Here is a 24,604-nt window from a genome sequence, read left to right as displayed (position 1 = left end):
ATGGGCTGATGCCCCGACGCTCGCCCGCCCGTCCCCCGAAACCCGGACCCCGGCCCGCGGTCGCCCCGATGTGGCGACGACCGACCCCAACCCTACCGGGCCCGATGCACCGCGGGGCCTGGCCAACCGCCTTTTCCGGCTGGGGCTCGCGCAGACGGTGCGGGACCGTGGCCGCCACGGCCCCGCACCGTGCAGTACGGACGTCAGTGCCCTTCCGACTCGACGGGAGCCGAAGTGACCAGTTCGGTCAGGACGCCGTGGCAGTCCTTGGGGTGCAGGAACGTGATGCGCGAGCCCATCGAGCCGCGGCGCGGCTCGTCGTACAGGACCCGTACGCCCTTGTCCTTGATGTCCGCCGCGTCGGTGTCGACGTCGGCGGTGCCGAAGGCGATGTGGTGGACGCCCTCGCCGTTCTTGGCCAGCCATTTCGCGACGGTGGAGTCCTCGCGGACGGGTTCCAGGAGCTGGAGGTAGGAGGCGCCGCCGTCGGAGGTCTCGTTGATCTTCAACATGGCCTCGCGGACGCCCTGCTCCTCGTTCACCTCCGTGTGGAAGACCTCGAACCCGTACGTCGAGCGGTAGAACTCGACGGTCCTGTCGAGGTCGAAGCAGGCGATCCCGATGTGGTCGATGCGCGTCAGCATGCCCACAGTGCAGCGCTCCCGGGGCGGTTACGCAACGTGCGCGCGATCACACTTCCGCCCGGATGACGGCGTGCGTACCGCTCAGTACATTCGAGTAAACCCTCGTTCACTCCTCGGCTGCACAAGCTGGAAGGGGACCGCTCCTCATGTCCGGAACGAACAGCACCACCTCCGTGATCGTCGCGGGTGCCCGCACCCCGATGGGACGGCTGCTCGGCTCCCTGAAGTCCTTCTCCGGAGCCGACCTCGGCGGCTTCGCGATCAAGGCCGCCCTCGACCGTGCGGGGATCGGCGGCGACCAGGTGCAGTACGTGATCATGGGCCAGGTGCTCCAGGCCGGTGCGGGGCAGATCCCGGCCCGCCAGGCCGCCGTCAAGGCGGGCATCCCCATGAACGTGCCCGCGCTGACGATCAACAAGGTCTGCCTGTCGGGGCTCGACGCCATCGCCCTCGCCGACCAGCTCATCCGCGCCGGCGAGTTCGACGTCGTCGTCGCCGGCGGCCAGGAGTCCATGACCAACGCGCCGCACCTGCTGCCCGGGTCCCGCGAGGGGCACAAGTACGGGGCGATCGAGATGCTCGACGCCATGGCGCACGACGGCCTGACGGACTCCTTCGAGGGCATCGCCATGGGCGAGTCCACGGAGAAGCACAACACGCGCCTGGGCATCCTCCGCCCCGAGCAGGACGAGATCGCCGCCCTCTCCCACCAGCGCGCCGCCGCCGCCCAGAAGAACGGGATCTTCGAGGCCGAGATCACCCCGGTCGAGATCCCGCAGCGCAGGAGCGAGCCCGTCCTGTTCAGCAAGGACGAGGGCATCCGCGCCGAGACCACCGCGGAGTCGCTGGCCAAACTGCGCCCGGCGTTCGCGAAGGACGGCACGATCACCGCCGGTTCGTCCTCGCAGATCTCCGACGGCGCCGCGGCGGTCGTCGTGATGAGCAGGGCCAGGGCCGAGGAGCTGGGCCTGGAGTGGATCGCCGAGATCGGCGCCCACGGCAACGTCGCGGGACCGGACAACTCGCTGCAGTCGCAGCCCTCCAACGCCATCCGGCACGCCCTCTCCAAGGAGGGCCTGGACGTCGCCGACCTCGACCTCATCGAGATCAACGAGGCGTTCGCGGCCGTCGCCGTGCAGTCCATGAAGGACCTCGGCGTGACCTCCGAGAAGGTGAACGTCAACGGCGGCGCCATCGCGCTCGGCCACCCCATCGGCATGTCCGGCGCCCGGCTCGTGCTGCACCTCGCGCTGGAGCTGAGGCGGCGCGGCGGAGGGGTGGGCGCGGCCGCGCTGTGCGGCGGCGGCGGGCAGGGCGACGCGCTGATCCTGCGCGTGCCCCGGGCCTGACCTCCGGGCACGAACGGTACGCCTCGTACGTCCACTGGTACGTGTGGCAGTGGTCCGACTGCCCGTCTGTACGTCTTCTCGGCACGACCCGGAACGGAGCTGTGATGCAGGACGTCCCCACGCTGGTGGCCCAGGCCAGGGAGGGCAGGCCGCGGGCCGTGGCCCGGCTCATCTCCCTGGTGGAGGGAGCGTCCCCGCAGCTGCGCGAGGTGATGGCGGCGCTGGCGCCGCTGACCGGAGGGGCGTACGTCGTCGGGCTCACCGGCTCGCCGGGCGTCGGCAAGTCGACCTCCACGTCGGCGCTGGTGACCGCGTACCGCAAGCAGGGCAGGCGGGTCGGCGTGCTCGCCGTCGACCCGTCCTCGCCGTTCTCCGGCGGCGCGCTGCTGGGCGACCGGGTGCGGATGTCCGAGCACGCCTCCGACCCCGGCGTCTACATCCGCTCCATGGCGACGCGCGGCCACCTCGGCGGCCTCGCGTGGGCCGCGCCGCAGGCGATCCGGGTGCTGGACGCCGCGGGCTGCGACGTGATCCTGGTCGAGACGGTCGGCGTGGGCCAGTCCGAGGTGGAGATCGCCTCCCAGGCCGACACCTCCGTGGTGCTCCTGGCCCCCGGCATGGGGGACGGCATCCAGGCGGCCAAGGCCGGGATCCTGGAGATCGGCGACGTGTACGTCGTCAACAAGGCGGACCGCGACGGGGCCGACGCCACCGCCCGCGAGCTCAACCACATGCTCGGCCTCGGGGAGTCCCGGGCACCCGGCGACTGGCGGCCGCCGATCGTGAAGACGGTCGCCGCGCGCGGGGAGGGCGTCGACGAGGTCGTCGAGGCGCTGGAGAAGCACCGCGCGTGGATGGACGAACGCGGCGTCCTCGACGGGCGGCGGCGGGCCCGCGCGGCCCGCGAGGTCGAGACGATCGCCGTCACGGCGCTGCGCGAGCGCATCGGCGACCTGCGCGGCGACCGCCGCCTGAGCGCCCTCGCCGAGCGCATCGTCAGCGGTGAGACGGATCCGTACCGCGCGGCGGACGAGCTGGTGGCGGGCCTGACGGAGAACTGAGGGGCCCGTACGGACGGGCCTTGAGGCACCACGCCGGGCGGCCCGGCGCCCCGGCGGCCGCGGTGCGCGGCCTTCGGGGCACCGGGCCGTCGTGGCGCCGGGGGCGCGGCGCCGTGGGGACGCGCGGGGCGCGGGCCGGGGTGCGGCGGCCGGGACGTGGGTCCGGGGGAGTGCGCCGGGCGGCCGGTGCGTCAGTCGTCGTCGCCGTCGTCCGCGGCGTCGTCGCGGTCCGCCCGCTCCTGCGTCACGCGGTCGCCGTCGAGGGCCACGCGCCAGTCGCGCTCCGTGCCGTCCTTCGCGCGGGTCTCGGCCTCCCAGGCCGGCGTGCCGTCGTCGTCCAGGTCGACCGAGGTGACCGTGCCCTTCGCGGCGGCCGCCCTCGCCGCCTCGGCGGCGGTGGTCGACGAGCCCTTCAGCGCGGCCCGCACCTCGGCGGTGTCGTCGTCCTCGCCGGTCTCCTTCCGCGAGTCCAGGACCTTCGCGGAGTCCGGGTCGATCCGGACGCTGTGCCAGGTGCCGTCGCCGCCCAGAACGTCGACGTCCCACGCGGTGCGGCCGCCGTCGTCGTCCAGGTCGGCGGAGACGGCCGTGCCGGAGGTGTCCCGCAGCGCCGCCTCGATGGCCTCGGCCGCCGTCACCCCGCCCGGAGCGGCGGACGCGGCGGTGTCGTCGTCCGTGCCGTCCCGTCCGTCGCGGTCGTCGTCCGCGTCGTCCCGGCCGTCGTCGCGGTCGTCGCGGTCGTCGTCCCGGTCCGCGGTCGTCCCGGCCCGCGCGCCGCCGTCCGTCCGCTCCTCCGACGGCCGGGCGGACGCCGTGCCGTCGTCCGTCACCGCGAGGGCGGTGGCCGTACCGCCGCCGATCAGGGCCGCGGCGGCGACGGTGGCGATCACGATGTTGCGCTTCATGAGTGTTCCTCCCGTAGGCGTCGGATGCACCGGACGTGCCGGATGCATCGGTGTGCGACGTCATCCACCGTGCCGAAGGGTCGCTGAAGCGCGCCTGAAGGAGCCTGAAGGGTTCTTCAGCTTCGTTTTGCGAGGCTGTACGCATGTCCATGTCCCGTCACCGCCCCGCCCCCGCCGACACCGGGCGCCGCCCCCACCGCCTGCTGATCGTCGAGGACGAGCGGCGTCTCGCCCTGTCGCTGGCCAAGGGCCTGACGGCCGAGGGGTACGCCGTCGACGTCGTCCACGACGGCCTGGAGGGCCTGCAGCGGGCCGGCGAGGGCGCGTACGACCTCGTCGTCCTCGACATCATGCTGCCGGGCCTGAACGGCTACCGGGTGTGCGCCGCCCTGCGCGCCGCCGGCAACGACGTGCCGATCCTGATGCTCACGGCCAAGGACGGCGAGTACGACGAGGCCGAGGGCCTGGACACCGGCGCCGACGACTACCTCACCAAGCCGTTCTCGTACGTCGTGCTGGTCGCGCGGGTGAAGGCGCTGCTGCGCCGGCGCGGGACCACCGGGGGCTCGCCGCTGCACGTGCTCGGCGACCTGCGGGTCGACACCGCCGCCCGGCGCGTCTTCCGCGCGCAGGAGGAGGTCGTGCTCACCACCAAGGAGTTCGCCGTCCTGGAGCAGCTCGTGGTGCGGGCCGGCGAGGTGGTCTCCAAGGCCGAGATCCTGGAGCACGTCTGGGACTTCGCCTACGAGGGCGACCCCAACATCGTCGAGGTGTACATCAGCACGCTGCGCCGCAAGCTCGGCGCGGACCTCATCCGCACCGTGCGCGGCGCGGGCTACCGGCTGGAGGAGCGGTGAGGCGCCTGATCGGCTCCGTACGGGCCCGGGCCACCCTCGCCGCGAGCGCGGTGGTCGCCGTCGCGCTGACCGCCGCGGGCATCGCCGTGCTGCTGTCCCTGGGGGCCAACCTGACCGACCAGGCCAACGCGGAGGCGGAGCGCGCCGCGCGGGAGGTCGCCTCCGACATCGCCCTCGGCACCCCTTACGGCGACCTGTCGCTGGACGACGACGACACCCCGGTCCAGGTCGTCGACGCCTCCGGGCGGGTGGTCGCCGTCAGCGAGGACCTGCGGCGGATCAGCGGCACCGGCACCGACCGGGTGGTGCCGCGGACCGCGGCCACGGCCGGCCGCGACGCGGACGGCGACGAGGACGCGGCGGACGACGACGGGACCGGCGGTGGCCTGGAGCCCGGTGAGATCGCCGACGAGGCGGACCACACGGGCGGTTCGGCGACCATCGGCGACGACACGGCCGACTACCAATTCGCCGCCGTCCAGGTGGAGACGGACGACCGCGGCACGCTCACCGTGTACGCCGGGGCGCCGCTCGCCGCGGAGCAGAGCGCGGTGCGCACGGCCCAGACGGTCATGCTGATCGGCTTCCCGCTGCTGCTGGCCGTCGTCGCCGCCGTCACCTGGCTGGTGACCCGGCGCGCGCTGCGGCCCGTGGAGGGCATCCGCGCCGAGATGGCCGCGATCACCGCCTCCGAGGACCTGGCGCGGCGCGTGCCGGTGCCGGACACGCACGACGAGGTCGCGCGGCTGGCCCGGACCACCAACGAGACGCTGGCCGCGCTGGAGCGCTCGGTGGAGCGGCAGCGGCGGTTCGTCGCCGACGCCTCGCACGAGCTGCGCAGCCCCATCGCCTCGCTGCGCACCCAGCTGGAGGTGGGCGCCGCGCACCCCGGCCTCCTCGACGTGGCGGGCGCCGTCGAGGACACCGTACGGCTGGAGCGGCTGGCCGCCGACCTGCTGCTGCTGGCCCGGCTCGACGCGGGGGAGCGGCCCCAGGACGGGCGGGTGGACCTGGCGGCGCTGGCCCGCGAGGAGCTGGCGCAGCGCACGACGGACCGCGTGCCGGTGGACCTCGACCTCGCGGACGGCGTGTCCGCCGAGGTCACCGGCTCGCGCGGGCAGCTGGCGCGGGTGCTGGGCAACCTGCTGGACAACGCGCAGCGGCACGCCCGGTCCCGGATCACCGTCTCCGTGCGGACCGGGGACGGCCGGGCGGTGCTCGGCGTCGCCGACGACGGGGCGGGGGTGCCGCCCGCCGAGCGGGAGCGGGTCTTCGAGCGCTTCGTGCGCCTGGACGACGCCCGCGCGCGCGACGACGGCGGGGCGGGCCTGGGGCTCGCCATCGCCCGGGACGTCGCCGAGCGGCACGGCGGCTCGCTCACGGTGCGCGAAGCGCCCGCGGGCGGAGCCCTGTTCGAGCTCCGCCTGCCCTCGGCCCGGTCACGGCACTAGGCCGTCCGTCCGGCCCCGGCCCGGTCCTTCGGGCGTCGCGGCCGGCCGGGCGGCCGCTCAGGGGCGGCCCCGGTGCCCCCGCAGGTGCTCGGCGATGGGTGCCAGCGCCTTGTGCAGCTCCTCCAGCGAGTCGGGCGGCAGCAGGTCGATGAAGTGCCGCCGCACCGACGCGACATGATGTGGCGAGACCTTCCTCATGGTCTCCAGGCCGTGCTCGGTGAGGACGGCGTACAGGCCGCGGCGGTCGGACTCGCAGTTCTCGCGGCGCACGAGGTCCGCGCTCTCCATACGGGTGATCTGGTGCGAGAGGCGGCTCTTGGACTGGAGGGTGGCGGCCGCGAGGTCGCTCATCCGCATCCGTACGTCCTCCGACTCGGAGAGGTTCACCAGGATCTCGTAGTCGTTCATGGTCAGGCCGAACGGCTGGAGGTCCTTCTCGAGCTGGTACGTCAACAGCCTGTTGACCTCCAGGTGGGTGCGCCAGGCGCCCTGCTCCGCGTCGTTCAGCCAGCGCGTGGCCGTCTCGGTCTCCATGGATGCAGTCTACCTAAAATGTTGAAAGGCGAACTAGTGAGAGTGGTGTGACAGTGCGCACGCGTTCGATGTCACACTCCGCAGACTACCGCTCACAGCCCGAAGCGACGCTGGAGGTCACCCAGCTGTCCGGGAAGGCGCGGTGCGCCGGACTGCTGTCCGTGCTGCCCGGCCACCCCGCCGGGTACGCCGTCCCCGGGGGGCACCACGCCGGTGTTCTGTTCCGCCATCAGCTCCTCGGAGGACTGCAGCAGGACGGTGCCCGCGCCCACGAACTCGAACTGGTGCTCCTCGCCGGAGGCCCCGCCGATGCCCGTCAGTGCACGTAGACCGCCCATGACGCCCGTCATGTAGCCGTGATCGTAGTGGTGGCAGGGCGAGGGGCAGTCCGCCCAGCCGACCAGCGCCTGCGGGTCGACGCGGATCGGCGGCTCCATGAAGACCACCGGGCCGTTGGACGCCGCCACGAACTTTCCCGTCCCGATCAGCGTCAGGAACCCCGGCACGATGGATTGCTTCAACGCGAGACTTGGCTGAAAAGCGAGGAGATTGCCGGAGCGAATGGTCAGATTGCCGTCGTCGAGGTCGTAGGAGTTGACGTCGAAGGCCCGGTCGGCCAGGAGCATCTTGCCCGAGCCCTCCGCGACGACCCAGTCGCTCGCGTGCAACGGCGAATGAAAACTCGTGCGCACGAGACGGTCGAGACGGCCGTGCCCGACGCCGTTGAAGTCGATCGTGCCGTAGTAGGCGATCATCTTGCCCTTCTGCAGGAACCACTGGCTCCCCTTGAGCTCCACGCAGAAGGTGTAGGCGTCGACGTTGTCGTCCGCCGGCAGGGTCGTGGGGTCGTGGACGACCGGCCCCGGGGCTCCGTACGCGTTCACAGCTTCTCCTCCGAGGCCTGGACGAACACCGCGCCGCTGCCGCTGAGCTCCAGCTGGAACGCCTCGCCCGAGCCGCGCCCCACCATGTCGCGCCAGCCGAGCGCCGCCGACAGCTTGTTGCGCACGTCGCCGTGGTGCGCCACGTACGCCTGCGGGTCGACGTGGACCGGGCGCTGCGGGGTGATCGGCACCTCGATGACGCCGCCGTGCGCCATGACGGCGACCGAGCCGTGCCCCCTCAGGGTCGTGGTGAACAGGCCCTGGCCTGTGACCTGCCCGCGCACCATGCCCATGACGCCGCCCTGCGAGCCCATGAACATCGTGCCCTGCTCCAGGGCGCCGTCGAAGGCGAGCAGCCGGTCCGCCTCCACGTAGAGGGTGTCGCCCGCGAGTTCGATCACCTGGACGTGGTGGCCGCCGTGCCCGAACAGCACGGTCCCGCTGCCCTCGACGGTCATGAGCGGGGTGGCCTCGTTCGCCACGCGGCGGCCGATCATCGACATGATCCCGCCCTGGCCGCCCTGCATGTTCGGGGTGAAGGACACCTCGCCCCTGTAGGCGAGCATCGCGCCGCGCTGGCTGAACAGGCGCTGCCCCGGTACGACCGTGGCCTCGACCATCTTGGAGTTGATCTCCCTGAAGGGCATCAGACGTCCCCCGCGATCGTGTTGCGCTCGGAGGGCTGGACGTAGACGAGCCCGTCGCCCTCGAAGCGGATCTGGAATGCCTCGCCGCCGCCCTCGCCCATGAAGGTGCGGAACGTCACGCCGGACTGGAAGGACTGCCGCACGTTCCCCTGGTGCGCGATGTACGCCCCGGGGTCGACCGTGAGCGGGTACTGCGCGCTCACCCGCAGCACCACCGCCGGGCCGTCCGACAGGAGCGCCGCCTGCCCGTGGCCCTCGACGGTCGTCGTGAACAGCCCGTTGCCCTGGGAGGCGCCGCGCAGGCCCGTGAACGACGTGCCGGTGCGCAGCCCCGCGTCCGTCGCGAGCAGGTTGCTCGACTCGACGAAGAGCCTGTCCCCCCGCAGGTCCACCAGGTTGATCTCGCTGGCCCGGTCCGCGAACCAGCAGGTCCCGTGCCCCTTCACCTCCATCACGGTCATCTGCTCGCCGGTGATGCGGCGCGTGACCATGCCGCGCAGGCCCTCACCGCCGCCGCTCAGCTTCTTGAAGGCCATCTGCCCGTCGTAGGCGACCATCGAGCCGTTCTTCGCCTTCACGGCGTCGCCGGTCATGTCGACGGCCAGCACCTTGCTGCCTTGGAGTCGGAACGTTGCCACGCGGACGAAGGTAACCGCCGCCCGCGGCCCGCGGACAGATACGCGCGGACGATCCCGGCCCGCGGCCGCCCCCGAGACCCCACCGGGTACGTCTCCGCCTGCGGTACGACGCCCGCCCGTGCCCTGCCCGCGCCCCGCCCGCCCGGGTGACCTCGGCCTCCGCCCCCGCCCGCACCCCCGCCACGGAGGCCCCCCGCGCAATGCCACAATGGACCGGACGCTTGTGCCTGCGTTCACAAGAGTGCCGACCCCACTTTCTGAAGGTGATCCGTGGACATCAAGACCGCCTCCGCCCTCCGCCGCCTCCGCCTGGTCTCCGCCCCCGAGGCCATCTCCTTCCTGCTGCTGCTCGTCTGCTCCGTACTGAAGCGGACGACGGACTTCAACGCGGTGCCCGTGATGGGCGCGGTCCACGGCGTGCTGTTCATCCTGTACGTGCTCTTCTGGGCCGACGCCTGGAACCGCGCCAAGTGGCCGGTGGGCACCGCCGCCCTGTACTTCGTCCTCTCCGTGCTGCCGACCGGCGGCTTCTTCGCCGAGCGCCGCCTCAAGCGCGAGGCCGAGGACGCGGTGATCGCCTCCCGCGCCCGCCGCGAGGGGGTCGTGAACGCGTGATCGTCGCCTTCTCCGTGACGCCGCTGGGCGTCGGCGAGGACGTGGGCGAGTACGTCGCCGACGCCGTCCGGGTGGTCCGCGAGTCCGGGCTGCCGAACCGCACCGACGCCATGTTCACCTCGATCGAGGGGGAGTGGGACGAGGTCATGGACGTCGTCCGGCGCGCCGTCGCCGCCGTCGAGGCCCGCGCGCCCCGGGTCTCCCTGGTGCTGAAGGCGGACATCCGCCCCGGCGTGACCGACGGCCTCACCGCCAAGGTGGAGACCGTGGAGCGCCACCTCGCCGGCTGACCGGCACCGCTTTCGACCCCGGCCCCGGGGGCCGGGGTCCTTTCGTGCCCCCTGACCGGCGCCCTGCTCCTGCGCCCGGTCCGGCCGCGGCGACGGGAACGCGCCGTTCCCGCCGCACGGCCCGAGATGACGCGACCGAAAAGCGAGACGGGGCTGATCACCATGTGACCGGCCGGTAAGGTCTGATGCCGTGCCGAAGCCGCTCAGTCTCCCCTTCGATCCCATCGCCCGCGCCGACGAGCTCTGGAAGCGGCGCTGGGGGTCGGTGCCCTCCATGGCCGCGATCACCTCGATCATGCGGGCGCACCAGATCCTCCTCGCCGAGGTCGACGCCGTGGTCAAGCCGTACGGGCTGACCTTCGCGCGCTACGAGGCGCTGGTCCTGCTCACCTTCTCCAAGGAGGGCGAGCTGCCGATGTCCAAGATCGGCGAGCGGCTCATGGTGCACCCCACGTCCGTGACGAACACCGTGGACCGCCTGGTGCGCTCGGGCCTGGTCGACAAGCGGCCCAACCCCAACGACGGCCGCGGCACGCTGGCCTGCATCACGCAGAAGGGCCGCGAGGTCTGCGACGCGGCGACCCGCGACCTGATGGCGATGGACTTCGGGCTCGGGGTGTACGACGCCGAGGAGTGCGCGGAGATCTTCGCGATGTTCCGGCCGCTGCGGGTGGCGGCGCGCGACTTCGAGGAGGAGTGACGCGCCCGCGCCCCCGCGCGGGGGCGCGGGAAGATCGTCCCGCCGGACGGTTACGCTCGTAGCCATGAAGAAGAGCGTGCTGACCCGCTACCGCGTCATGGCCTACGTCACCGGTGTGCTGCTGGTGCTGCTGACTCTCGGCATGATCGGCAAGTACCTGCTGGACCTGGACGGGGCCACGGACTTCACCCGCGTCGTCAGCGTCGCGCACGGCTGGCTGTACGTCGTCTACCTGATCTTCGCCTTCGACCTGGGCTCCAAGGCGAAGTGGCCGGTCGGCAAGCTCCTGTGGGTGCTGCTCGCGGGCACCATCCCCACCGCCGCGTTCTTCGTGGAGCGCAAGGTCAGCCGTGAGCTGGAGCCGAAGGTCGCGGACGACGCGCCCGTGACCGCCAAGGCCTGACGCACCGGGCGCCCCCGGGGGCGCCCGCTCCCCACCGGCACCGCTCTCGATCTCCCGCCGCCGCGGGCGCCGCAGCCCGTGGCGGTGAACCATCGACATTTACTAGGACGTCCTAGTAAATTCGAGGGTATGGACGCTGACGCCATCGAGGAGGGCCGCCGACGCTGGCAGGCCCGCTACGACGCCGCACGCAAGCGTGAGGCCGACTTCACCACGCTCTCCGGCGATCCCGTGGAGCCCGTGTACGGTCCGCGCCCCGGTGACACGTACGAGGGATTCGAGCGGATCGGCTGGCCGGGGGAGTACCCCTTCACCCGAGGGCTGTACCCGACCGGCTACCGGGGCCGGACCTGGACCATCCGGCAGTTCGCCGGGTTCGGCAACGCCGAGCAGACCAACGAGCGCTACAAGATGATCCTCGCCGCGGGCGGCGGCGGCCTCTCGGTCGCGTTCGACATGCCCACGCTGATGGGGCGCGACTCCGACGACCCGCGCTCGCTCGGCGAGGTCGGCCACTGCGGGGTCGCGATCGACTCGGCGGCCGACATGGAGGTCCTGTTCAAGGACATCCCGCTGGGCGACGTCACGACGTCCATGACGATCTCCGGGCCCGCCGTGCCGGTCTTCTGCATGTACCTCGTCGCCGCCGAGCGGCAGGGCGTCGACCCGTCCGTCCTCAACGGCACGCTCCAGACGGACATCTTCAAGGAGTACATCGCGCAGAAGGAGTGGCTCTTCCAGCCCGAGCCGCACCTGCGGCTCATCGGCGACCTGATGGAGCACTGCGCGCGGCACATCCCCGCCTACAAGCCGCTGTCCGTCTCCGGCTACCACATCCGCGAGGCCGGGGCGACGGCCGCGCAGGAGCTGGCGTACACCCTCGCCGACGGCTTCGGCTACGTGGAGCTGGGGCTCAGCCGCGGCCTCGACGTGGACGTCTTCGCCCCCGGCCTGTCCTTCTTCTTCGACGCCCACGTGGACTTCTTCGAGGAGATCGCCAAGTTCCGCGCGGCCCGACGGATCTGGGCGCGCTGGATGAAGGAGGTGTACGGCGCGCGCGCCGAGAAGGCCCAGTGGCTGCGCTTCCACACGCAGACCGCCGGCGTCTCGCTGACCGCCCAGCAGCCGTACAACAACGTCGTCCGCACGGCCGTGGAGGCGCTCGCGGCCGTCCTCGGCGGCACCAACTCGCTGCACACCAACGCCCTGGACGAGACCCTCGCCCTGCCCTCCGAGCAGGCCGCCGAGATCGCCCTGCGCACCCAGCAGGTGCTGATGGAGGAGACCGGCGTCGCCAACGTGGCCGACCCGCTGGGCGGCTCCTGGTACGTCGAGCAGCTGACCGACCGGATCGAGGCCGACGCCGAGAAGATCTTCGAGCAGATCAAGGAGCGGGGGCTGCGGGCGCACCCCGACGGGCGGCACCCGATCGGGCCCATCACCTCGGGCATCCTGCGCGGCATCGAGGACGGCTGGTTCACCGGGGAGATCGCCGAGTCGGCCTTCCGCTACCAGCAGGCGCTGGAGAAGGGCGACAAGAAGGTCGTCGGCGTCAACGTCGCCACCGGCTCGGTCACCGGCGACCTGGAGATCCTGCGCGTCAGCCACGAGGTGGAGCGCGAGCAGGTGCGCGTCCTGGCCGGCCGCAGGGCGGGCCGGGACGACGCGGCCGTGCGCGCCGCCCTGGACGCGATGCTGGCCGCCGCCCGTGACGGCTCCAACATGATCGCCCCCATGCTGGACGCGGTCCGCGCCGAGGCCACCCTCGGCGAGATCTGCGACGCGCTGCGGGACGAGTGGGGGGTGTACACGGAGCCGGCGGGGTTCTAGCCGCACCGTCCCGGCCGGGACGGGCCCGTGCGGCGGGGAGGCGACCACGGCGACGTGCCCGCCGCCCCGCCGCGCAGGAGCCGCCCGCGACCGCGCGTCCGTGGCCGTACGCCCGTGGCCGTGCGTCCATGGAGCCGGGGCTCGGGCGGCCGTACGTCCGCGGCCGGTGCGCGTGGCCGTACAACCGTGGCCGGTGCGCGCGGGCCCGCGTCCGCCGCGGGCGCGCATCCGCGCGAGCCCCGGCTCAGTCCTGGGCGGCCGCCTCCGCCGCCCCCGCGAGGCCCAGCAGCAGGACGCGGGTGAAGGAGCGGGCCCACCGGGGGTCCACCGGCTCGCCGCTGACCAGGGTGCGGTGCACCACCGCGCCCGCCACCATGTCGAAGATCAGGTCCGCCGTGCGGGCCGCGGCCTCGGGGTCCTCCTCGGCGGGCAGCTCCCCGCGGGCCTGAGCCCGGGCGCGGCCCTCCAGGACGAGCTGCTTCTGGCAGTCGACGATGGAGGCGCGGATGCGCCGGCGCAGCGGCTCGTCCCGGGTGGCCTCGGCCACCACCGCCATCAGCGCCGTCCTGGTCTCCGGCCGGTCCAGGACCGTCGCGAACTGCAGCACCGCGCCCTCGACGTCCGCAGGCAGGCTGCCCCGGTCGGGCAGCTCCAGTTCGTCGAAGAGTTCCGCCACCGCGTCCACGACCAGCTCGTTCTTGCCCGCCCAGCGGCGGTAGAGCGTCGTCTTGGCGACGCCCGCGCGCAGCGCCACGTCCCCCAACGTAAGCTTCGACCAGCCCAGTTCGATCAGCGCGGCCCGGGTCGCCTCCAGGATCGCGGCGTCCGCGGCGGCGCTGCGCGGGCGCCCCGTCCGGTGGCCGGCCGAGGTGCGGTTCTGCATGTTCGCGACCATACCGGCCGGTAGGCATCATGCGGAGATCCCGCGCGCAGTGAGCGAGATCACGGACACGCGCCTTGAGCGGCCCTCTTCCGCAGTTACGCTACGAGCCGTAGCGTAAGCTCGCGCCGACCCGCGTGGGCGGCAACCACGACACCGGGTGGGGACCCGGTGCGCCGGTGCCGGGTGGGGACCCGGCACCGCATCGGTACGACGGCCGGCCGACGGCCCTGCTTTTCACGGCGCCTGTCACGGGCACGCTCGCGAAGGGGGAGGATGTACTCATGCAGCCACGCAACATGTCCATGAGCGGAGTCGTCGACCTCGCCGCGGTGAAGGCGGCCCAGGAGGCCAAGGCGAAGGCGGAGCAGGCGCGCGCCGAGGCGGCCCGGCACGGCGGGGGCGGCGCGGTGTCGCCCGCGAGCCTCGTCGTCGACGTCGACGAGGCCGGCTTCGAGCGCGACGTCCTGCAGCGCTCCACCGAGGTGCCCGTCGTCCTCGACTTCTGGGCCGAGTGGTGCGAGCCGTGCAAGCAGCTGAGCCCGCTCCTCGAGCGTCTCGCCGTCGAGTACAACGGCCGCTTCGTACTCGCCAAGGTCGACGTCGACGCCAACCAGATGCTGATGCAGCAGTTCGGGATCCAGGGCATCCCGGCGGTCTTCGCGGTGGTGGCCGGCCAGGCCCTGCCGCTGTTCCAGGGCGTCGCCCCCGAGGCGCAGATCCGCGGCACGCTGGACCAGCTCGTCCAGGTGGCGGAGCAGCGCTTCGGCCTGACGGGCCTGACGGTGGACCCGGACGCCGAGCCGGGCGGGGCGCCGGCCGCCGAGGTCCCGGCCGGCCCGTACGACGCGCTCCTGGAGGCGGCCGTGCAGGCGCTCGACGCGGGCGATCTGGGCGGCGCGGTGCAGGCGTACCGCAACGTGCTGAGCGAGGACCCGGGCAACACGGAGGCCAAGCTGGGCCTCGCCCAGGCCGAGCTGCTGCAGCGGGTGCAGGGCGTGGACCCGCAGCAGGTGCGCAAGGACGCGGCCGAGAAGCCGGGCGACGTGCAGGCGCAGATCGCCGCGGCCGACCTGGACCTCGTGGGCGGTCACGTCGAGGACGCCCTCGGGCGGCTCGTCGAGACCGTGGCGCGCACGGCGGGCGACGACCGGGAGGCGGCCCGGCTGCGGCTGCTGGAGCTGTTCGAGGTGGTGGGCGGCGACGACCCGCGTGTGACGGCCGCGCGCAGGGCACTGGCGCGCGCCCTGTTCTGACCAGTCGCTAAACGCCGCGGCCCGTGAGGCCGAGGTGCGGAAAATGTGCCGACAGGTCGACACGGCGGCCGCGCTTTACCAAATCTTGGTAATCGCGGCCGCTGTTACTCGCAGTAAGTCGAGCTGGCCCTTCTGTCGGTTTTCGTCCGGTAATCAAGCATTTCACCTGCCGATAAAGGGACACCCTGTGTGGCCGGGCGGGGCCGTTCGGGCCGTGGTCGGTCATTCGCCCGTTACCAGTCAGTAACGAACCCCCTTGTGCGGGCGCCGAGAATGCACCACGATCGGCCACGCTCGGTCCATTGCCGCACCCCGCCCGCCAGACGGGTGCGCGGATACCTCTGGGTCCCCACCGGGCAGGTCCCGCGGCAGTGGCGCGGGACCTCGGACAGGGGGGTCTCCGCCGTCGCGGCGGTGCCTGTCCGGCAGGTTGTGCGTGATGTGTGTCAGGCGCGACCAGTGGTTGTCGCTCGGGGGTGATCGCCGGTGATTCGGGCGCGCTGCGCGCCTTCCGAGTACGGGCGCTCTCCTTCCCGAGGACGTAGCACTTCTCCCATCCCTGCCCGGCTGAGCCGCCGACTGGGGGCAGTCAGGGCCGGAGATGTACGTCCGAGAAGGAGGAAATATGGAGTCCCAGGTGCGTGGCGGGACCAGATGGAAGCGGTTCGCCGTGGTCATGGTGCCCAGCGTGGCCGCCACGGCGGCGATAGGCGTGGCCCTGGCGCAGGGCGCGCTCGCCGCGTCGTTCAGCGTGTCGGGCCAGTCGTTCAAGGTGACGGCCGACGAACTGCACGGCAACGGCTTCGCCCAGTACGGGGCGATCGACTCCGGCTATACGCTCTCCGGTGAGAAGACGCTTCACCCGGTGGCCGTCTCGTCCTTCAGGGACGCGACGATCAAGAGCCTGTGCCAGTCGGTCGTCACGCCGAACATCCCGGTCCTCGGATCGGTCACCCTGACGCTGAGGGCGGGCAACAGCTCCGACGAGAGCAAGCAGGTCTCGGCGAAGAACCTCTACATCGACGTCGCGGACCTGACCACCAAGGACCGTGCCGTGTTCCATGGCATCGACATCGGTGTGGCCGCGGGCGAGACGGGTCCCGACAAGGGCGGCAAGGGCCCGGGGATGCAGTCCGCCGGAAAGAACGGCCAGGGACAGGCCAACCCGTACGGCTTCGCCCAGCAGGCCGAGTCGGCGGACCTGTACGGCGTGGAGCAGACGGCGTGGGCGACCACGGCCGGCACCTTCACGCTTCCCGGCCTGAGCATGAAGCTGTCGACGGGCAGCAAGGAGTGCTACTAAGCACCCGGTGAGGGGCGGGGGTGCCCGGACACCCCCGCCCGTTCACGCAGCACTCGCCCCCGCGGACCCCACACTTTCCGCGGTACCACTCTCACCACAGCAGATGCCGCACCAGGGAGCTGTTTTCCATGAGCGCCGAAACTCCTGCCGTACCTGGCCAGCTCGCCCGCCGGAGGCAGCAGTTCCGCGCCTGGCGGGGAACCCGCCCGTTCTGGGCCGGTCTGTTCGTCCTGCTCGGCGGTTTTCCGATCATGTACTTCCCGTACGCGCACCTGCAGATCGGTCACCTGACACTGGCCATGGCCACCACCGCGGGCGCCGGATCGCTGATCATCGGGGTGCTGCTGGTCGTTCTGGGGCTCAGCCTGTGGTTCCAGAAGCACATCCGCACCTTCGCGGGCGTCGCGGCGATCCTGCTGGGGCTGGTGTCACTCCCCGTCTCCAACTTCGGCGGCTTCCTCGTGGGCTTCCTGCTCGCGCTCTTCGGCGGTGCGATGGCCGTGGCGTGGGCGCCTGGCGTGGCGCCCGAGGACGAGAAGCAGCCGGTGGCCGAGTCCGGTGCGGCGGCCGGGAGCACGACCGAGGACATGGCGACGTCGGGCGCCCCGGCCCCTTCGGACGGCTCCGGGGCCGGTGAGGCGAACGACCTGTCAGGAACGATCCCGGCCAACGGGACGAACGGGAGGCACAGTGCCGGCTGACGAGGCGACCCGTGCGGGCTCTGCGGGAGAGCCCCGCGCGAGAACCGGGCCGCGGCATGCCGCGCCCAGGAAGGCGCTGTTCACCAGATTCCACATGCCCGCGGGCAAGGCGATAGCCCTCGCGGCGATGCCGACGGCGGTGCTCATGGGGATGGGCCTCACGCCGACACTCGCCCTCGCGGACGACCCCGCGGCGTCCTCCAGGAGTCTGACGGCCGACGAGTACCAGCAATGCGTGGAGGCGCTGGAGGGAGCGGAGGAGGACGAGGACGCCTCGCCCTCGCCCTCGGCCAGTGCGGACGCGTCGGACGCGCCGTCGCCCTCCGCCTCCTCCGGTGACGCGTCCTCCGCGGACGGGACGGAGCCGAAGCCGTCGGCGTCCGCGGGCGGTCCGGGCGGCTCCTCTTCGTCGGATTCAGGTTCCGACGACGAGGACGCGCCCGCCCCGGCCCCGACCGGCGGCGCGTCCGGCGAGGGCGGAGGCGGCGGCGGTGCCACCGCCGAGCCCGAGCCCACCCCCTCGGCGTCCCAGAGCAGCAAGAACCCGCTGGACCCGCTGGGCCTCGGCGATCTCGTCAAGGACATCCTCACGCCGGGGAAGAGGACGAGCGCCACCCCGACGCCGTCCGCGTCCGCCTCGGCGGACGGGACCGGCGAGGACGAGGGGACGTCCGCCGCCGGGGACACGGCCGACAAGGCCACCGGCGCGGCGAAGGACTCCGGCGCGGCGAAAGGCCCCGGCACGGCCGAGGAGTCCACCGACAAGGCGGGCGAGGACGGCGGGGCGGGTGAGGCGGGCGACGCGGCGGACGGGGCCGACGGCGCCGCGGAGCCCGGGGAGACGGCCACCGCCGAACCGTCCCCGAGCGCCAGCGCCAGTGCCAGTGCCGACGCGGACGCGGAGGACTGCCCGGTCGCCACGGACGAGGAGGGCGGCGTCGAACGGATCGTGGCCCTGCCGGACGACCCCTGGTACCTGGACGCCAGCTCGCTGCTGCTCAAGGGCGCCGACTACAAGGGCGTCGTCCAGGTGAGGACCGCCAACGGCACGGTCAAGAAGGTCCTGAAGTACGTGATCTCCGACGGCACCGACATCGGCGACCTGCACCAGACCGTGAAGGACGCCCGGGCCGGCAAGACGTACCACGTGCAGGCGGCCAAGGGCTCGACGTCCACCATCCGGGACGGCGAGACGATCATGTACACGGAGAGCATCTCGGGGAAGCTGCTCGGCCTGATCCCGGTCACGTTCAGTCCGGACAGCCCGCCGCCGCTGAACATCCCGCTCATCTACTTCACCGACGTGAAGGTGGTGCAGGCCGGCCAGTTCGGCGGGACGCTGACCATTCCGGGGCTGCACCAGTACATCGACTGAGCCCGCCCCCGCGCAGACCCGTCCGGGAGCCGCACAGAGCCGAGGGCGCCCCCCTTCCGGGGGGCGCCCTCGGTCACGTCCGGAGCCGGTCGGCTCAGTGGCTCAGGTGGTGCACCCGGACCATGTTGGTGGTGCCGGCGACACCGGGGGGCGAACCGGCGGTGATGACGATGGTGTCGCCCTTGTCGTACTGCTTCAGGCCGGACAGCTCGGCGTCGACCAGCTCGACCATCTCGTCGGTGCTGTTCACGAACGGCACGACGTGCGACTCCACGCCCCAGCTCAGGGTGAGCTGGTTGCGGGTGGACTCGTCGGTGGTGAAGGCCTGGATGGGCTGGCGGGCCCGGTAGCGCGACAGGCGGCGGGCGGTGTCGCCGGACTTGGTGAACGCGACCAGCACCTTGCCGTTCAGGAAGTCCGCGATCTCGGCGGCCGCGCGGGCCACGGAGCCGCCCTGGGTGCGCGGCTTCTTTCCGGGCACCAGCGGCTGCAGGCCCTTGGAGAGCAGCTCCTCCTCGGCCGCGGCGACGATCTTCGACATCGTCTTCACGGTCTCGACCGGGTAGGCGCCCACGCTCGACTCGGCCGACAGCATGACCGCGTCCGCGCCGTCCAGGATCGCGTTGGCCACGTCGGAGGCCTCGGCGCGGGTCGGGCGGGAGTTGGTGATCATCGACTCCATCATCTGGGTCGCGACGATCACCGGCTTGGCGTTGCGCCGGCAGAGCTCCACCAGGCGCTTCTGCACCATGGGGACCTTCTCCAGGGGGTACTCCACGGCCAGGTCGCCGCGGGCCACCATCACGCCGTCGAAGGCCGCCACGACGGCCTCCATGTTCGCCACCGCCTGCGGCTTCTCCACCTTGGCGATGACCGGGACGCGGCGGCCCACCTCGTCCATCACCTTGTGGACGTCCTTGACGTCGTCGGCGTCCCGGACGAAGGAGAGCGCGACCAGGTCGCAGCCCATGCGCAGCGCGAAGCGCAGGTCCTCGACGTCCTTCTCGGACAGCGCCGGCACGTTCACGGCCGCGCCGGGCAGGTTGATGCCCTTGTGGTCCGAGATCACGCCGCCCTCGATGACGACCGTCTTGACCCGGGGCCCGTCGACCTCGACGACGCGCAGTTCCACATTGCCGTCGTTGATCAGGACCTGGTCGCCCTTGGAGACGTCGCCCGGCAGGCCCTTGTAGGTCGTGCCGCAGATCGTCTTGTCGCCCGGGACGTCCTCGGTGGTGATGGTGAACTCGTCGCCGCGCTCCAGCTCGACCGGGCCCTCGGCGAAGGTCTCCAGGCGGATCTTGGGGCCCTGCAGGTCGGCGAGGACGCCGATCGCGCGGCCGGTCTCGGCGGAGGCGGCCCGGACGCGCTCGTAGCGCCCCTGGTGCTCGGCGTGCGAGCCGTGGCTGAAGTTGAACCGGGCCACGTTCATACCGGCCTCGATCAGCGCGACGAGCTGTTCGTGCGAGTCGACGGCGGGGCCCAGGGTGCAGACGATTTTGGAACGGCGCATGGGGCTGATCCTATCGGTTTGTTTCGCTACGGAATATTCCGTCTGGCGGAAGATACAAATGGGCGGGTGCGCGCTCAGGCGTGGTTTCCGACAGGGGTACGGGCACCGCTCTCAGGCGCTCCCGCCCCCGACGAGTGCGTAGGTCTGCGTGGCGATCTCCAGTTCCTCGTCGGTCGGGACGACGGCGACCACGACCCGGGCGCCCTCGGGAGAGATCACCCGCGGCCCGTCCGCGCGCGCGGTGTTCAGGGCGGGGTCCACCTCCAGGCCCAGACCCTCCAGGCCGGCGAGCGCCGCCTCGCGCACGGGGGCCGCGTTCTCGCCGACCCCCGCCGTGAAGACCACGGCGTCCACCCGGCCGAGCACCGCGTAGTAGGCGCCGATGTACTTCTTCAGCCGGTGGATGTAGACGTCGAAGGCGAGCTGCGCCCGCTCGTCGCCCTCGTCGATCCGGCGGCGGATCTCCCGCATGTCGTTGTCACCGCAGAGCCCGACCAGGCCGCTCCTGGTGTTCAGCAGGACGTCGATCTCGTCGGCGGACATGCCGCCCACCCGCTTGAGGTGGAAGACCACCGCCGGATCCACGTCACCGGAGCGGGTACCCATCACGAGCCCCTCCAAAGGCGTCAGGCCCATGGAGGTGTCCACGCACCGTCCGCCCCGCACGGCCGAGGCGGACGCACCGTTGCCCAGGTGCAGCACGATGACGTTCACCTCCTGCGGCGCCCGGCCCAGCAGCTTCGCCGTCTCGCGGGAGACGTACGCGTGCGAGGTGCCGTGGAAGCCGTAGCGGCGCACCCGGTGCGCGTCGGCGGTCTCCACGTCGATCGCGTAGCGCGCCGCGGCCTCCGGCATCGTCGTGTGGAACGCCGTGTCGAAGACGGCGACCTGCGGCAGGTCCGGGCGCAGGGCGAGCGCCGTGCGGATACCGGTGAGGTTCGCCGGGTTGTGCAGCGGCGCCACGGGGATCAGCCGCTCGATCTCCTTCAGGACGGGCTCGTCGATCACGGTCGGCTCGGTGAACCGCTTGCCGCCGTGCACCACCCGGTGCCCGATCGCGGCCAGCTCCGGGGAGTCGAGACCGAGGCCGTCCGCGGCCAGCTCCTCGGCGACCGACTTCAGCGCGGAGGCGTGGTCGGCGATCGGCCCGGTCCGCTCGCGGACCTCGCCGCCCCGGCCGGGCGTGTGCCGCAGCCGCGACGAGCGCTCGCCGATGCGCTCCACCAGGCCCACGGCGAGCCTGCTGTGGTCGCGCATGTCGAGCAGCTGGTACTTCACCGACGACGAGCCGGAGTTGATCACGAGGACGCGGGTGGCGGTCACGGAGGGGGTGCCTTCTCGGTCGGGGACGGTGGTCATGCGGTGCGGGGGCCCTGGGCCTGGACGGCGGTGATGGCGACGGTGTTCACGATGTCGCCGACCAGCGCGCCGCGGGACAGGTCGTTCACCGGCTTGCGCAGGCCCTGCAGGACCGGGCCGACGGCGATCGCGCCGGCCGAGCGCTGCACGGCCTTGTAGGTGTTGTTGCCGGTGTTCAGGTCCGGGAAGACCAGCACGCTGGCCTGGCCCGCGACCTCCGAGCCGGGCAGCTTGGTGGCCGCGACGGTCGGCTCCACGGCCGCGTCGTACTGGATCGGGCCCTCGATCTTCAGGTCGTCGCGCCGCTGCCTGACCAGCTCGGTCGCGCGGCGCACCTTGTCGACGTCCGCGCCGGAGCCCGAGGTGCCCGTCGAGTACGACAGCATCGCGATCCGCGGCTCGACGCCGAACTGCCGGGCGGTGTCCGCCGACTGCACGGCGATGTCGGCGAGCTGCTCGGCGTCCGGGTCGGGGTTGACCGCGCAGTCGCCGTAGACCAGCACCTTGTCGGCCAGGCACATGAAGAAGACCGAGGAGACGATCTCCGCGTCCGGGCGGGTCTTGATGATCTCGAAGGCCGGCCGGATGGTGGCCGCCGTGGAGTGCACCGAGCCCGACACCATGCCGTCGGCCAGCCCCTTCTCGACCATCAGGGTGCCGAAGTAGTTCACGTCGGAGACCACGTCGTGGGCCAGCTCCACGGTCACGCCCTTGTGGGCGCGCAGCCGCGCGTACTCGGCGGCGAAGGAGTCCCGCAGCTCGGAGGTCTGCGGATCGACGAGCTGCGCGTCGCCCAGGGAGACGCCCAGGTCGGCGGCCTTCTTGCGGATCTGCTCGACCGGGCCGAGCAGCGTCAGGTCGCACACGCCGCGGCGCAGCAGCACGTCGGCGGCGCGCAGGATGCGCTCCTCGGTGCCCTCCGGCAGCACGATGCGGCGCCGGTCGGAGCGGGCCCGCTCCAGCAGCTTGTGCTCGAACATCATCGGGGTGACCCGGTCGGTGCTCGGCGCGGAGACCCGCCTCATCAGGTCGGCGGTGTCGACGTGGCGCTCGAAGAGGCCGAGGGCCGTCTCCGCCTTGCGGGGCGTCGCCGCGTTCAGCTTGCCCTCCAGGGAGAACAGCTCGGCCGCGGTCGGGAAGCTGTTGCCGGGCACCGAGACGACCGGGGTGCCCGGGGCGAGCCGGGCGGCGAGGGTCAGGACGTCGTCGGAGGGGCGCTCGTCCAGGGTCAGCAGCACCCCGGCTATCGGGGGAGTGCCGGCGCTGTGCGCGGCCAGCGAGCCCACCACCAGGTCGGCCCGGTCGCCGGGCGTCACCACCAGGCAGCCCGGGGTCAGCGCGTTCAGGAAGGTCGGCAGCGTGGCGCCGCCGAAGACGAAGTCGAGCGCGTCGCGCGACAGGCCCGCGTCGTCGCCGAGCAGGACCGTGCCGCCGAGCGTCTGGGTGATCTGCGCGACCGTCGGCGCGGACAGCGCGGGCTCGTCGGGCAGCACGTAGCAGGGCACCGGCAGCCGGGAGTCCATGCGCTCGTGGATGCGGGCGCGGTCGGCCGGGGCGACCCGGTTCACGACCATCGTGAGCACGTCGCAGCCCAGCCCGGCGTACGCCTGGTGGGCGTTGCGGGTCTCGGCGAGCACCGACTCGGCGCTCTGCCCCCGCCCGCCGACGACCGGGATCACCGAGGCGCCGAACTCGTTGGCGAGGCGCGCGTTGAGCGCCAGCTCGTCGGGGAACTGCGTGTCGGCGTAGTCGGTGCCCAGCACGAGGACGACCTCGTAGTCGCGCGCGACGCGGTGGAAGCGGTCGACGAGCTGGGAGACCAGCTCGTCCGTGCCCTGCTCGGCCCGGAGCCGGGACGCCTCGTCGTAGCCCATGCCGTACACGCTCGCCGGGTCCTGGGCGAGCCGGTAGCGGGCGCGCAGCAGCTCGAAGAGCCGGTCGGGGCCGTCGTGGACGAGGGGCCGGAAGACCCCCACCCGGTCGACCTGCCGGGTCAGCAGCTCCATGACCCCCAGCTCGACGACCTGGCGGCCGTCGCCCCGGTCGATCCCGGTCACGTACACGGTGCGCGTCACGCCGTGGTCTCCGTTCCGTCGCTCGGCGCCGGGCTCCGCCGCGCGAACCGGCAGGGAGCGGCGAGAGCACCGGCTGTCGTGGGTTGTGCCCTCTTGACACTACCTCCGCGGGTGAACAGCACGCCCGCGGGACAAACCCCCCGCCGGTCACGGAACGGCCGCCCTCCGTTCCGGCCGCGTGTTCGGCGCGCCACAGGGGCGCGTGAAACAATCGGCACCGGCTCACACGTACCAACAGCGAGCAGGAGACTCAGCACGATGCGCATCGGGGTTCTCACCGCAGGCGGCGACTGTCCGGGGCTGAACGCAGTGATCCGGTCGGTCGTGCACCGAGCGGTCACGCAGTACGACGACGAGGTCATCGGTTTCGAGGACGGGTACGCGGGCCTCCTGGACGGCCGCTACCGCGCCCTCGACCTGAACGCGGTCAGCGGCATCCTCGCGCGCGGCGGCACCATCCTCGGCTCCTCCCGGCTCCAGCGCGACCGGCTGCGCGAGGCCTGCGAGAACGCGCAGGACATGGCGCGCGAGTTCGGCATCGACGCGCTGATCCCGATCGGCGGCGAGGGCACGCTGACCGCCGCCCGGATGCTGTCGGACGCGGGCCTGCCGGTGGTCGGCGTGCCCAAGACCATCGACAACGACATCTCCTCCACCGACCGCACCTTCGGCTTCGACACGGCCGTCGGCGTCGCCACGGAGGCCATGGACCGCCTCAAGACCACCGCCGAGTCGCACCAGCGCGTCATGGTCGTGGAGGTCATGGGCCGGCACGCGGGCTGGATCGCGCTGGAGTCCGGCATGGCCGCCGGCGCCCACGGCATCTGCCTGCCCGAGCGGCCCTTCGACCCGGCCGACCTGGTCAAGATGGTCGAGGAGCGGTTCTCGCGCGGCAAGAAGTTCGCCGTCATCTGCGTCGCCGAGGGCGCCCACCCGACCGAGGGCAGCATGGACTACGGCACCGGTGAGATCGACCAGTTCGGGCACGAGCGCTTCCAGGGCATCGGCGCGGCGCTGGCGTACGAGCTGGAGCGGCGCCTGGGCAAGGAGGCCAAGCCGGTCATCCTCGGCCACGTGCAGCGCGGCGGCACGCCGACCGCGTACGACCGGGTGCTCGCCACCCGCTTCGGCTGGCACGCCGTCGAGGCCGCGCACCGCGGCGACTTCGGCCGCATGACGGCCCTGCGCGGCACCACCATCGAGATGGTCCCGCTGGCCGAGGCGGTCACGGAGCTGAAGACGGTCCCGAAGGACCGGATGGACGAGGCGGAGTCCGTCTTCTAGGAACCCGTCCTCCGTTTCCGGGAACCTGCCCTCGGCTTCCGGGGCTGTCC

General features: G+C 72.4%; 24 protein-coding genes. 14 read left to right on the top strand and 10 right to left on the bottom strand.

Annotated elements, in window-relative coordinates; genetic code table 11:
- Positions 1-203: 203 nt before the first annotated feature.
- Positions 204-644 (bottom strand): methylmalonyl-CoA epimerase, encoded by a 441-nt coding sequence (gene mce / locus IE271_RS03305; protein WP_190188615.1) that lies wholly within the window; start codon positions 642-644, stop codon positions 204-206.
- Positions 645-790: 146 nt separating this feature from the next.
- Here mce and IE271_RS03300 point away from each other — a divergent pair, with 146 nt between their 5' ends.
- Together IE271_RS03300 and meaB are read left to right on the top strand one after the other, a co-directional pair.
- A complete protein-coding gene (locus IE271_RS03300) occupies positions 791-1,993 on the top strand; it encodes an acetyl-CoA C-acetyltransferase (protein ID WP_190188614.1) in 1,203 nt (400 codons plus the stop codon).
- A gap of 104 nt (positions 1,994-2,097) precedes the next feature.
- Positions 2,098-3,054 (top strand): methylmalonyl Co-A mutase-associated GTPase MeaB, encoded by a 957-nt coding sequence (meaB, locus tag IE271_RS03295; RefSeq protein ID WP_190188613.1) that lies wholly within the window; start codon positions 2,098-2,100, stop codon positions 3,052-3,054.
- A gap of 191 nt (positions 3,055-3,245) precedes the next feature.
- On the opposite strand, the gene IE271_RS03290 is transcribed toward meaB, so the two are convergent.
- The gene (locus IE271_RS03290) at positions 3,246-3,959 is read right to left on the bottom strand and encodes a PepSY domain-containing protein (RefSeq protein ID WP_190188612.1); all 714 of its coding nucleotides are present in this window, start codon (positions 3,957-3,959) and stop codon (positions 3,246-3,248) included.
- A gap of 149 nt (positions 3,960-4,108) precedes the next feature.
- On the opposite strand from IE271_RS03290, the gene IE271_RS03285 reads away from it, so the two are divergent.
- Positions 4,109-4,816: a response regulator transcription factor gene (locus tag IE271_RS03285; protein WP_190188966.1), complete on the top strand. Its 708-nt coding sequence runs from the start codon at positions 4,109-4,111 to the stop codon at positions 4,814-4,816.
- On the top strand, positions 4,813-6,267 hold the full coding sequence (locus IE271_RS03280; protein WP_190188611.1) for a sensor histidine kinase: 1,455 nt from the start codon (positions 4,813-4,815) through the stop codon (positions 6,265-6,267). Before IE271_RS03285 ends, IE271_RS03280 begins: the two co-directional genes overlap by 4 nt.
- A gap of 57 nt (positions 6,268-6,324) precedes the next feature.
- Here the strand turns inward: IE271_RS03280 and IE271_RS03275 are convergent, their stop codons facing one another.
- The 4 genes from IE271_RS03275 to IE271_RS03260 form a co-directional block, all read right to left on the bottom strand.
- Positions 6,325-6,801: a MarR family winged helix-turn-helix transcriptional regulator gene (locus IE271_RS03275; protein WP_190188610.1), complete on the bottom strand. Its 477-nt coding sequence runs from the start codon at positions 6,799-6,801 to the stop codon at positions 6,325-6,327.
- Positions 6,802-6,893: 92 nt separating this feature from the next.
- Positions 6,894-7,685, bottom strand: coding sequence for an AIM24 family protein (locus tag IE271_RS03270; RefSeq protein WP_190188609.1), 792 nt, complete (start codon positions 7,683-7,685; stop codon positions 6,894-6,896).
- Positions 7,682-8,332: an AIM24 family protein gene (locus IE271_RS03265; protein ID WP_190188608.1), complete on the bottom strand. Its 651-nt coding sequence runs from the start codon at positions 8,330-8,332 to the stop codon at positions 7,682-7,684. The genes IE271_RS03270 and IE271_RS03265 overlap by 4 nt, the downstream gene beginning before the upstream one ends.
- Positions 8,332-8,925 carry an AIM24 family protein gene (locus IE271_RS03260; protein WP_229919124.1) on the bottom strand — a complete coding sequence of 198 codons (594 nt, stop codon included), beginning with the start codon at positions 8,923-8,925 and terminating at the stop codon, positions 8,332-8,334. The genes IE271_RS03265 and IE271_RS03260 overlap by 1 nt, the downstream gene beginning before the upstream one ends.
- Before the next feature lie 315 nt (positions 8,926-9,240).
- Here IE271_RS03260 and IE271_RS03255 point away from each other — a divergent pair, with 315 nt between their 5' ends.
- The 5 genes from IE271_RS03255 to icmA all read left to right on the top strand — a co-directional run bounded on the left by IE271_RS03255 (position 9,241) and on the right by icmA (position 12,808).
- Positions 9,241-9,585, top strand: coding sequence for a DUF3817 domain-containing protein (locus IE271_RS03255; RefSeq protein WP_190188606.1), 345 nt, complete (start codon positions 9,241-9,243; stop codon positions 9,583-9,585).
- On the top strand, positions 9,582-9,875 hold the full coding sequence (locus tag IE271_RS03250; protein ID WP_190188605.1) for an MTH1187 family thiamine-binding protein: 294 nt from the start codon (positions 9,582-9,584) through the stop codon (positions 9,873-9,875). The genes IE271_RS03255 and IE271_RS03250 overlap by 4 nt, the downstream gene beginning before the upstream one ends.
- Before the next feature lie 190 nt (positions 9,876-10,065).
- Positions 10,066-10,575 carry a MarR family winged helix-turn-helix transcriptional regulator gene (locus IE271_RS03245; protein ID WP_190188604.1) on the top strand — a complete coding sequence of 170 codons (510 nt, stop codon included), beginning with the start codon at positions 10,066-10,068 and terminating at the stop codon, positions 10,573-10,575.
- A 64-nt stretch (positions 10,576-10,639) separates the two neighbouring features.
- Entirely contained in the window at positions 10,640-10,978 is a 339-nt protein-coding gene (locus tag IE271_RS03240; RefSeq protein ID WP_190188603.1) for a DUF3817 domain-containing protein, read from the top strand.
- A gap of 129 nt (positions 10,979-11,107) precedes the next feature.
- A complete protein-coding gene (gene icmA / locus IE271_RS03235) occupies positions 11,108-12,808 on the top strand; it encodes a coenzyme B12-dependent isobutyryl-CoA mutase large subunit (protein WP_190188602.1) in 1,701 nt (566 codons plus the stop codon).
- 244 nt (positions 12,809-13,052) lie between these two features.
- Here the strand turns inward: icmA and IE271_RS03230 are convergent, their stop codons facing one another.
- Positions 13,053-13,691, bottom strand: a complete 639-nt coding sequence (locus tag IE271_RS03230) for a TetR/AcrR family transcriptional regulator (RefSeq protein WP_190188601.1) — start codon at positions 13,689-13,691, stop codon at positions 13,053-13,055.
- Between the two features lie 281 nt (positions 13,692-13,972).
- Between IE271_RS03230 and IE271_RS03225 the strand changes: the two genes are divergently transcribed.
- The 4 genes from IE271_RS03225 to IE271_RS03210 all read left to right on the top strand — a co-directional run bounded on the left by IE271_RS03225 (position 13,973) and on the right by IE271_RS03210 (position 18,323).
- Positions 13,973-14,944, top strand: coding sequence for a tetratricopeptide repeat protein (locus IE271_RS03225; RefSeq protein WP_190188600.1), 972 nt, complete (start codon positions 13,973-13,975; stop codon positions 14,942-14,944).
- Between the two features lie 625 nt (positions 14,945-15,569).
- Positions 15,570-16,247 (top strand): DUF6230 family protein, encoded by a 678-nt coding sequence (locus tag IE271_RS03220; RefSeq protein ID WP_190188599.1) that lies wholly within the window; start codon positions 15,570-15,572, stop codon positions 16,245-16,247.
- 128 nt (positions 16,248-16,375) lie between these two features.
- On the top strand, positions 16,376-16,948 hold the full coding sequence (locus tag IE271_RS03215) for a DUF6114 domain-containing protein (protein WP_190188598.1): 573 nt from the start codon (positions 16,376-16,378) through the stop codon (positions 16,946-16,948).
- On the top strand, positions 16,938-18,323 hold the full coding sequence (locus IE271_RS03210; protein ID WP_190188597.1) for a hypothetical protein: 1,386 nt from the start codon (positions 16,938-16,940) through the stop codon (positions 18,321-18,323). Before IE271_RS03215 ends, IE271_RS03210 begins: the two co-directional genes overlap by 11 nt.
- 94 nt (positions 18,324-18,417) lie before the next feature.
- On the opposite strand, the gene pyk is transcribed toward IE271_RS03210, so the two are convergent.
- The 3 genes from pyk to pta all read right to left on the bottom strand — a co-directional run bounded on the left by pyk (position 18,418) and on the right by pta (position 23,270).
- Complete coding sequence (gene pyk, locus IE271_RS03205; protein ID WP_190188596.1) at positions 18,418-19,836, bottom strand: pyruvate kinase; 1,419 nt, start codon at positions 19,834-19,836, stop codon at positions 18,418-18,420.
- 111 nt (positions 19,837-19,947) lie between these two features.
- Entirely contained in the window at positions 19,948-21,159 is a 1,212-nt protein-coding gene (locus IE271_RS03200) for an acetate kinase (protein WP_190188595.1), read from the bottom strand.
- Positions 21,160-21,191: 32 nt separating this feature from the next.
- On the bottom strand, positions 21,192-23,270 hold the full coding sequence (gene pta / locus IE271_RS03195) for a phosphate acetyltransferase (RefSeq protein ID WP_190188594.1): 2,079 nt from the start codon (positions 23,268-23,270) through the stop codon (positions 21,192-21,194).
- A 258-nt stretch (positions 23,271-23,528) separates the two neighbouring features.
- Between pta and IE271_RS03190 the strand changes: the two genes are divergently transcribed.
- Positions 23,529-24,554, top strand: coding sequence for an ATP-dependent 6-phosphofructokinase (locus IE271_RS03190; RefSeq protein ID WP_190188593.1), 1,026 nt, complete (start codon positions 23,529-23,531; stop codon positions 24,552-24,554).
- The last annotated feature ends 50 nt before the right edge of the window (positions 24,555-24,604 follow it).

Origin of the sequence: Streptomyces minutiscleroticus (genome assembly GCF_014650875.1) — a bacterium.
Lineage (GTDB): Bacteria > Actinomycetota > Actinomycetes > Streptomycetales > Streptomycetaceae > Streptomyces > Streptomyces minutiscleroticus.
Note: the sequence above shows the minus strand (reverse complement) of the source record. Positions and strands in the feature narration are given on the sequence as shown.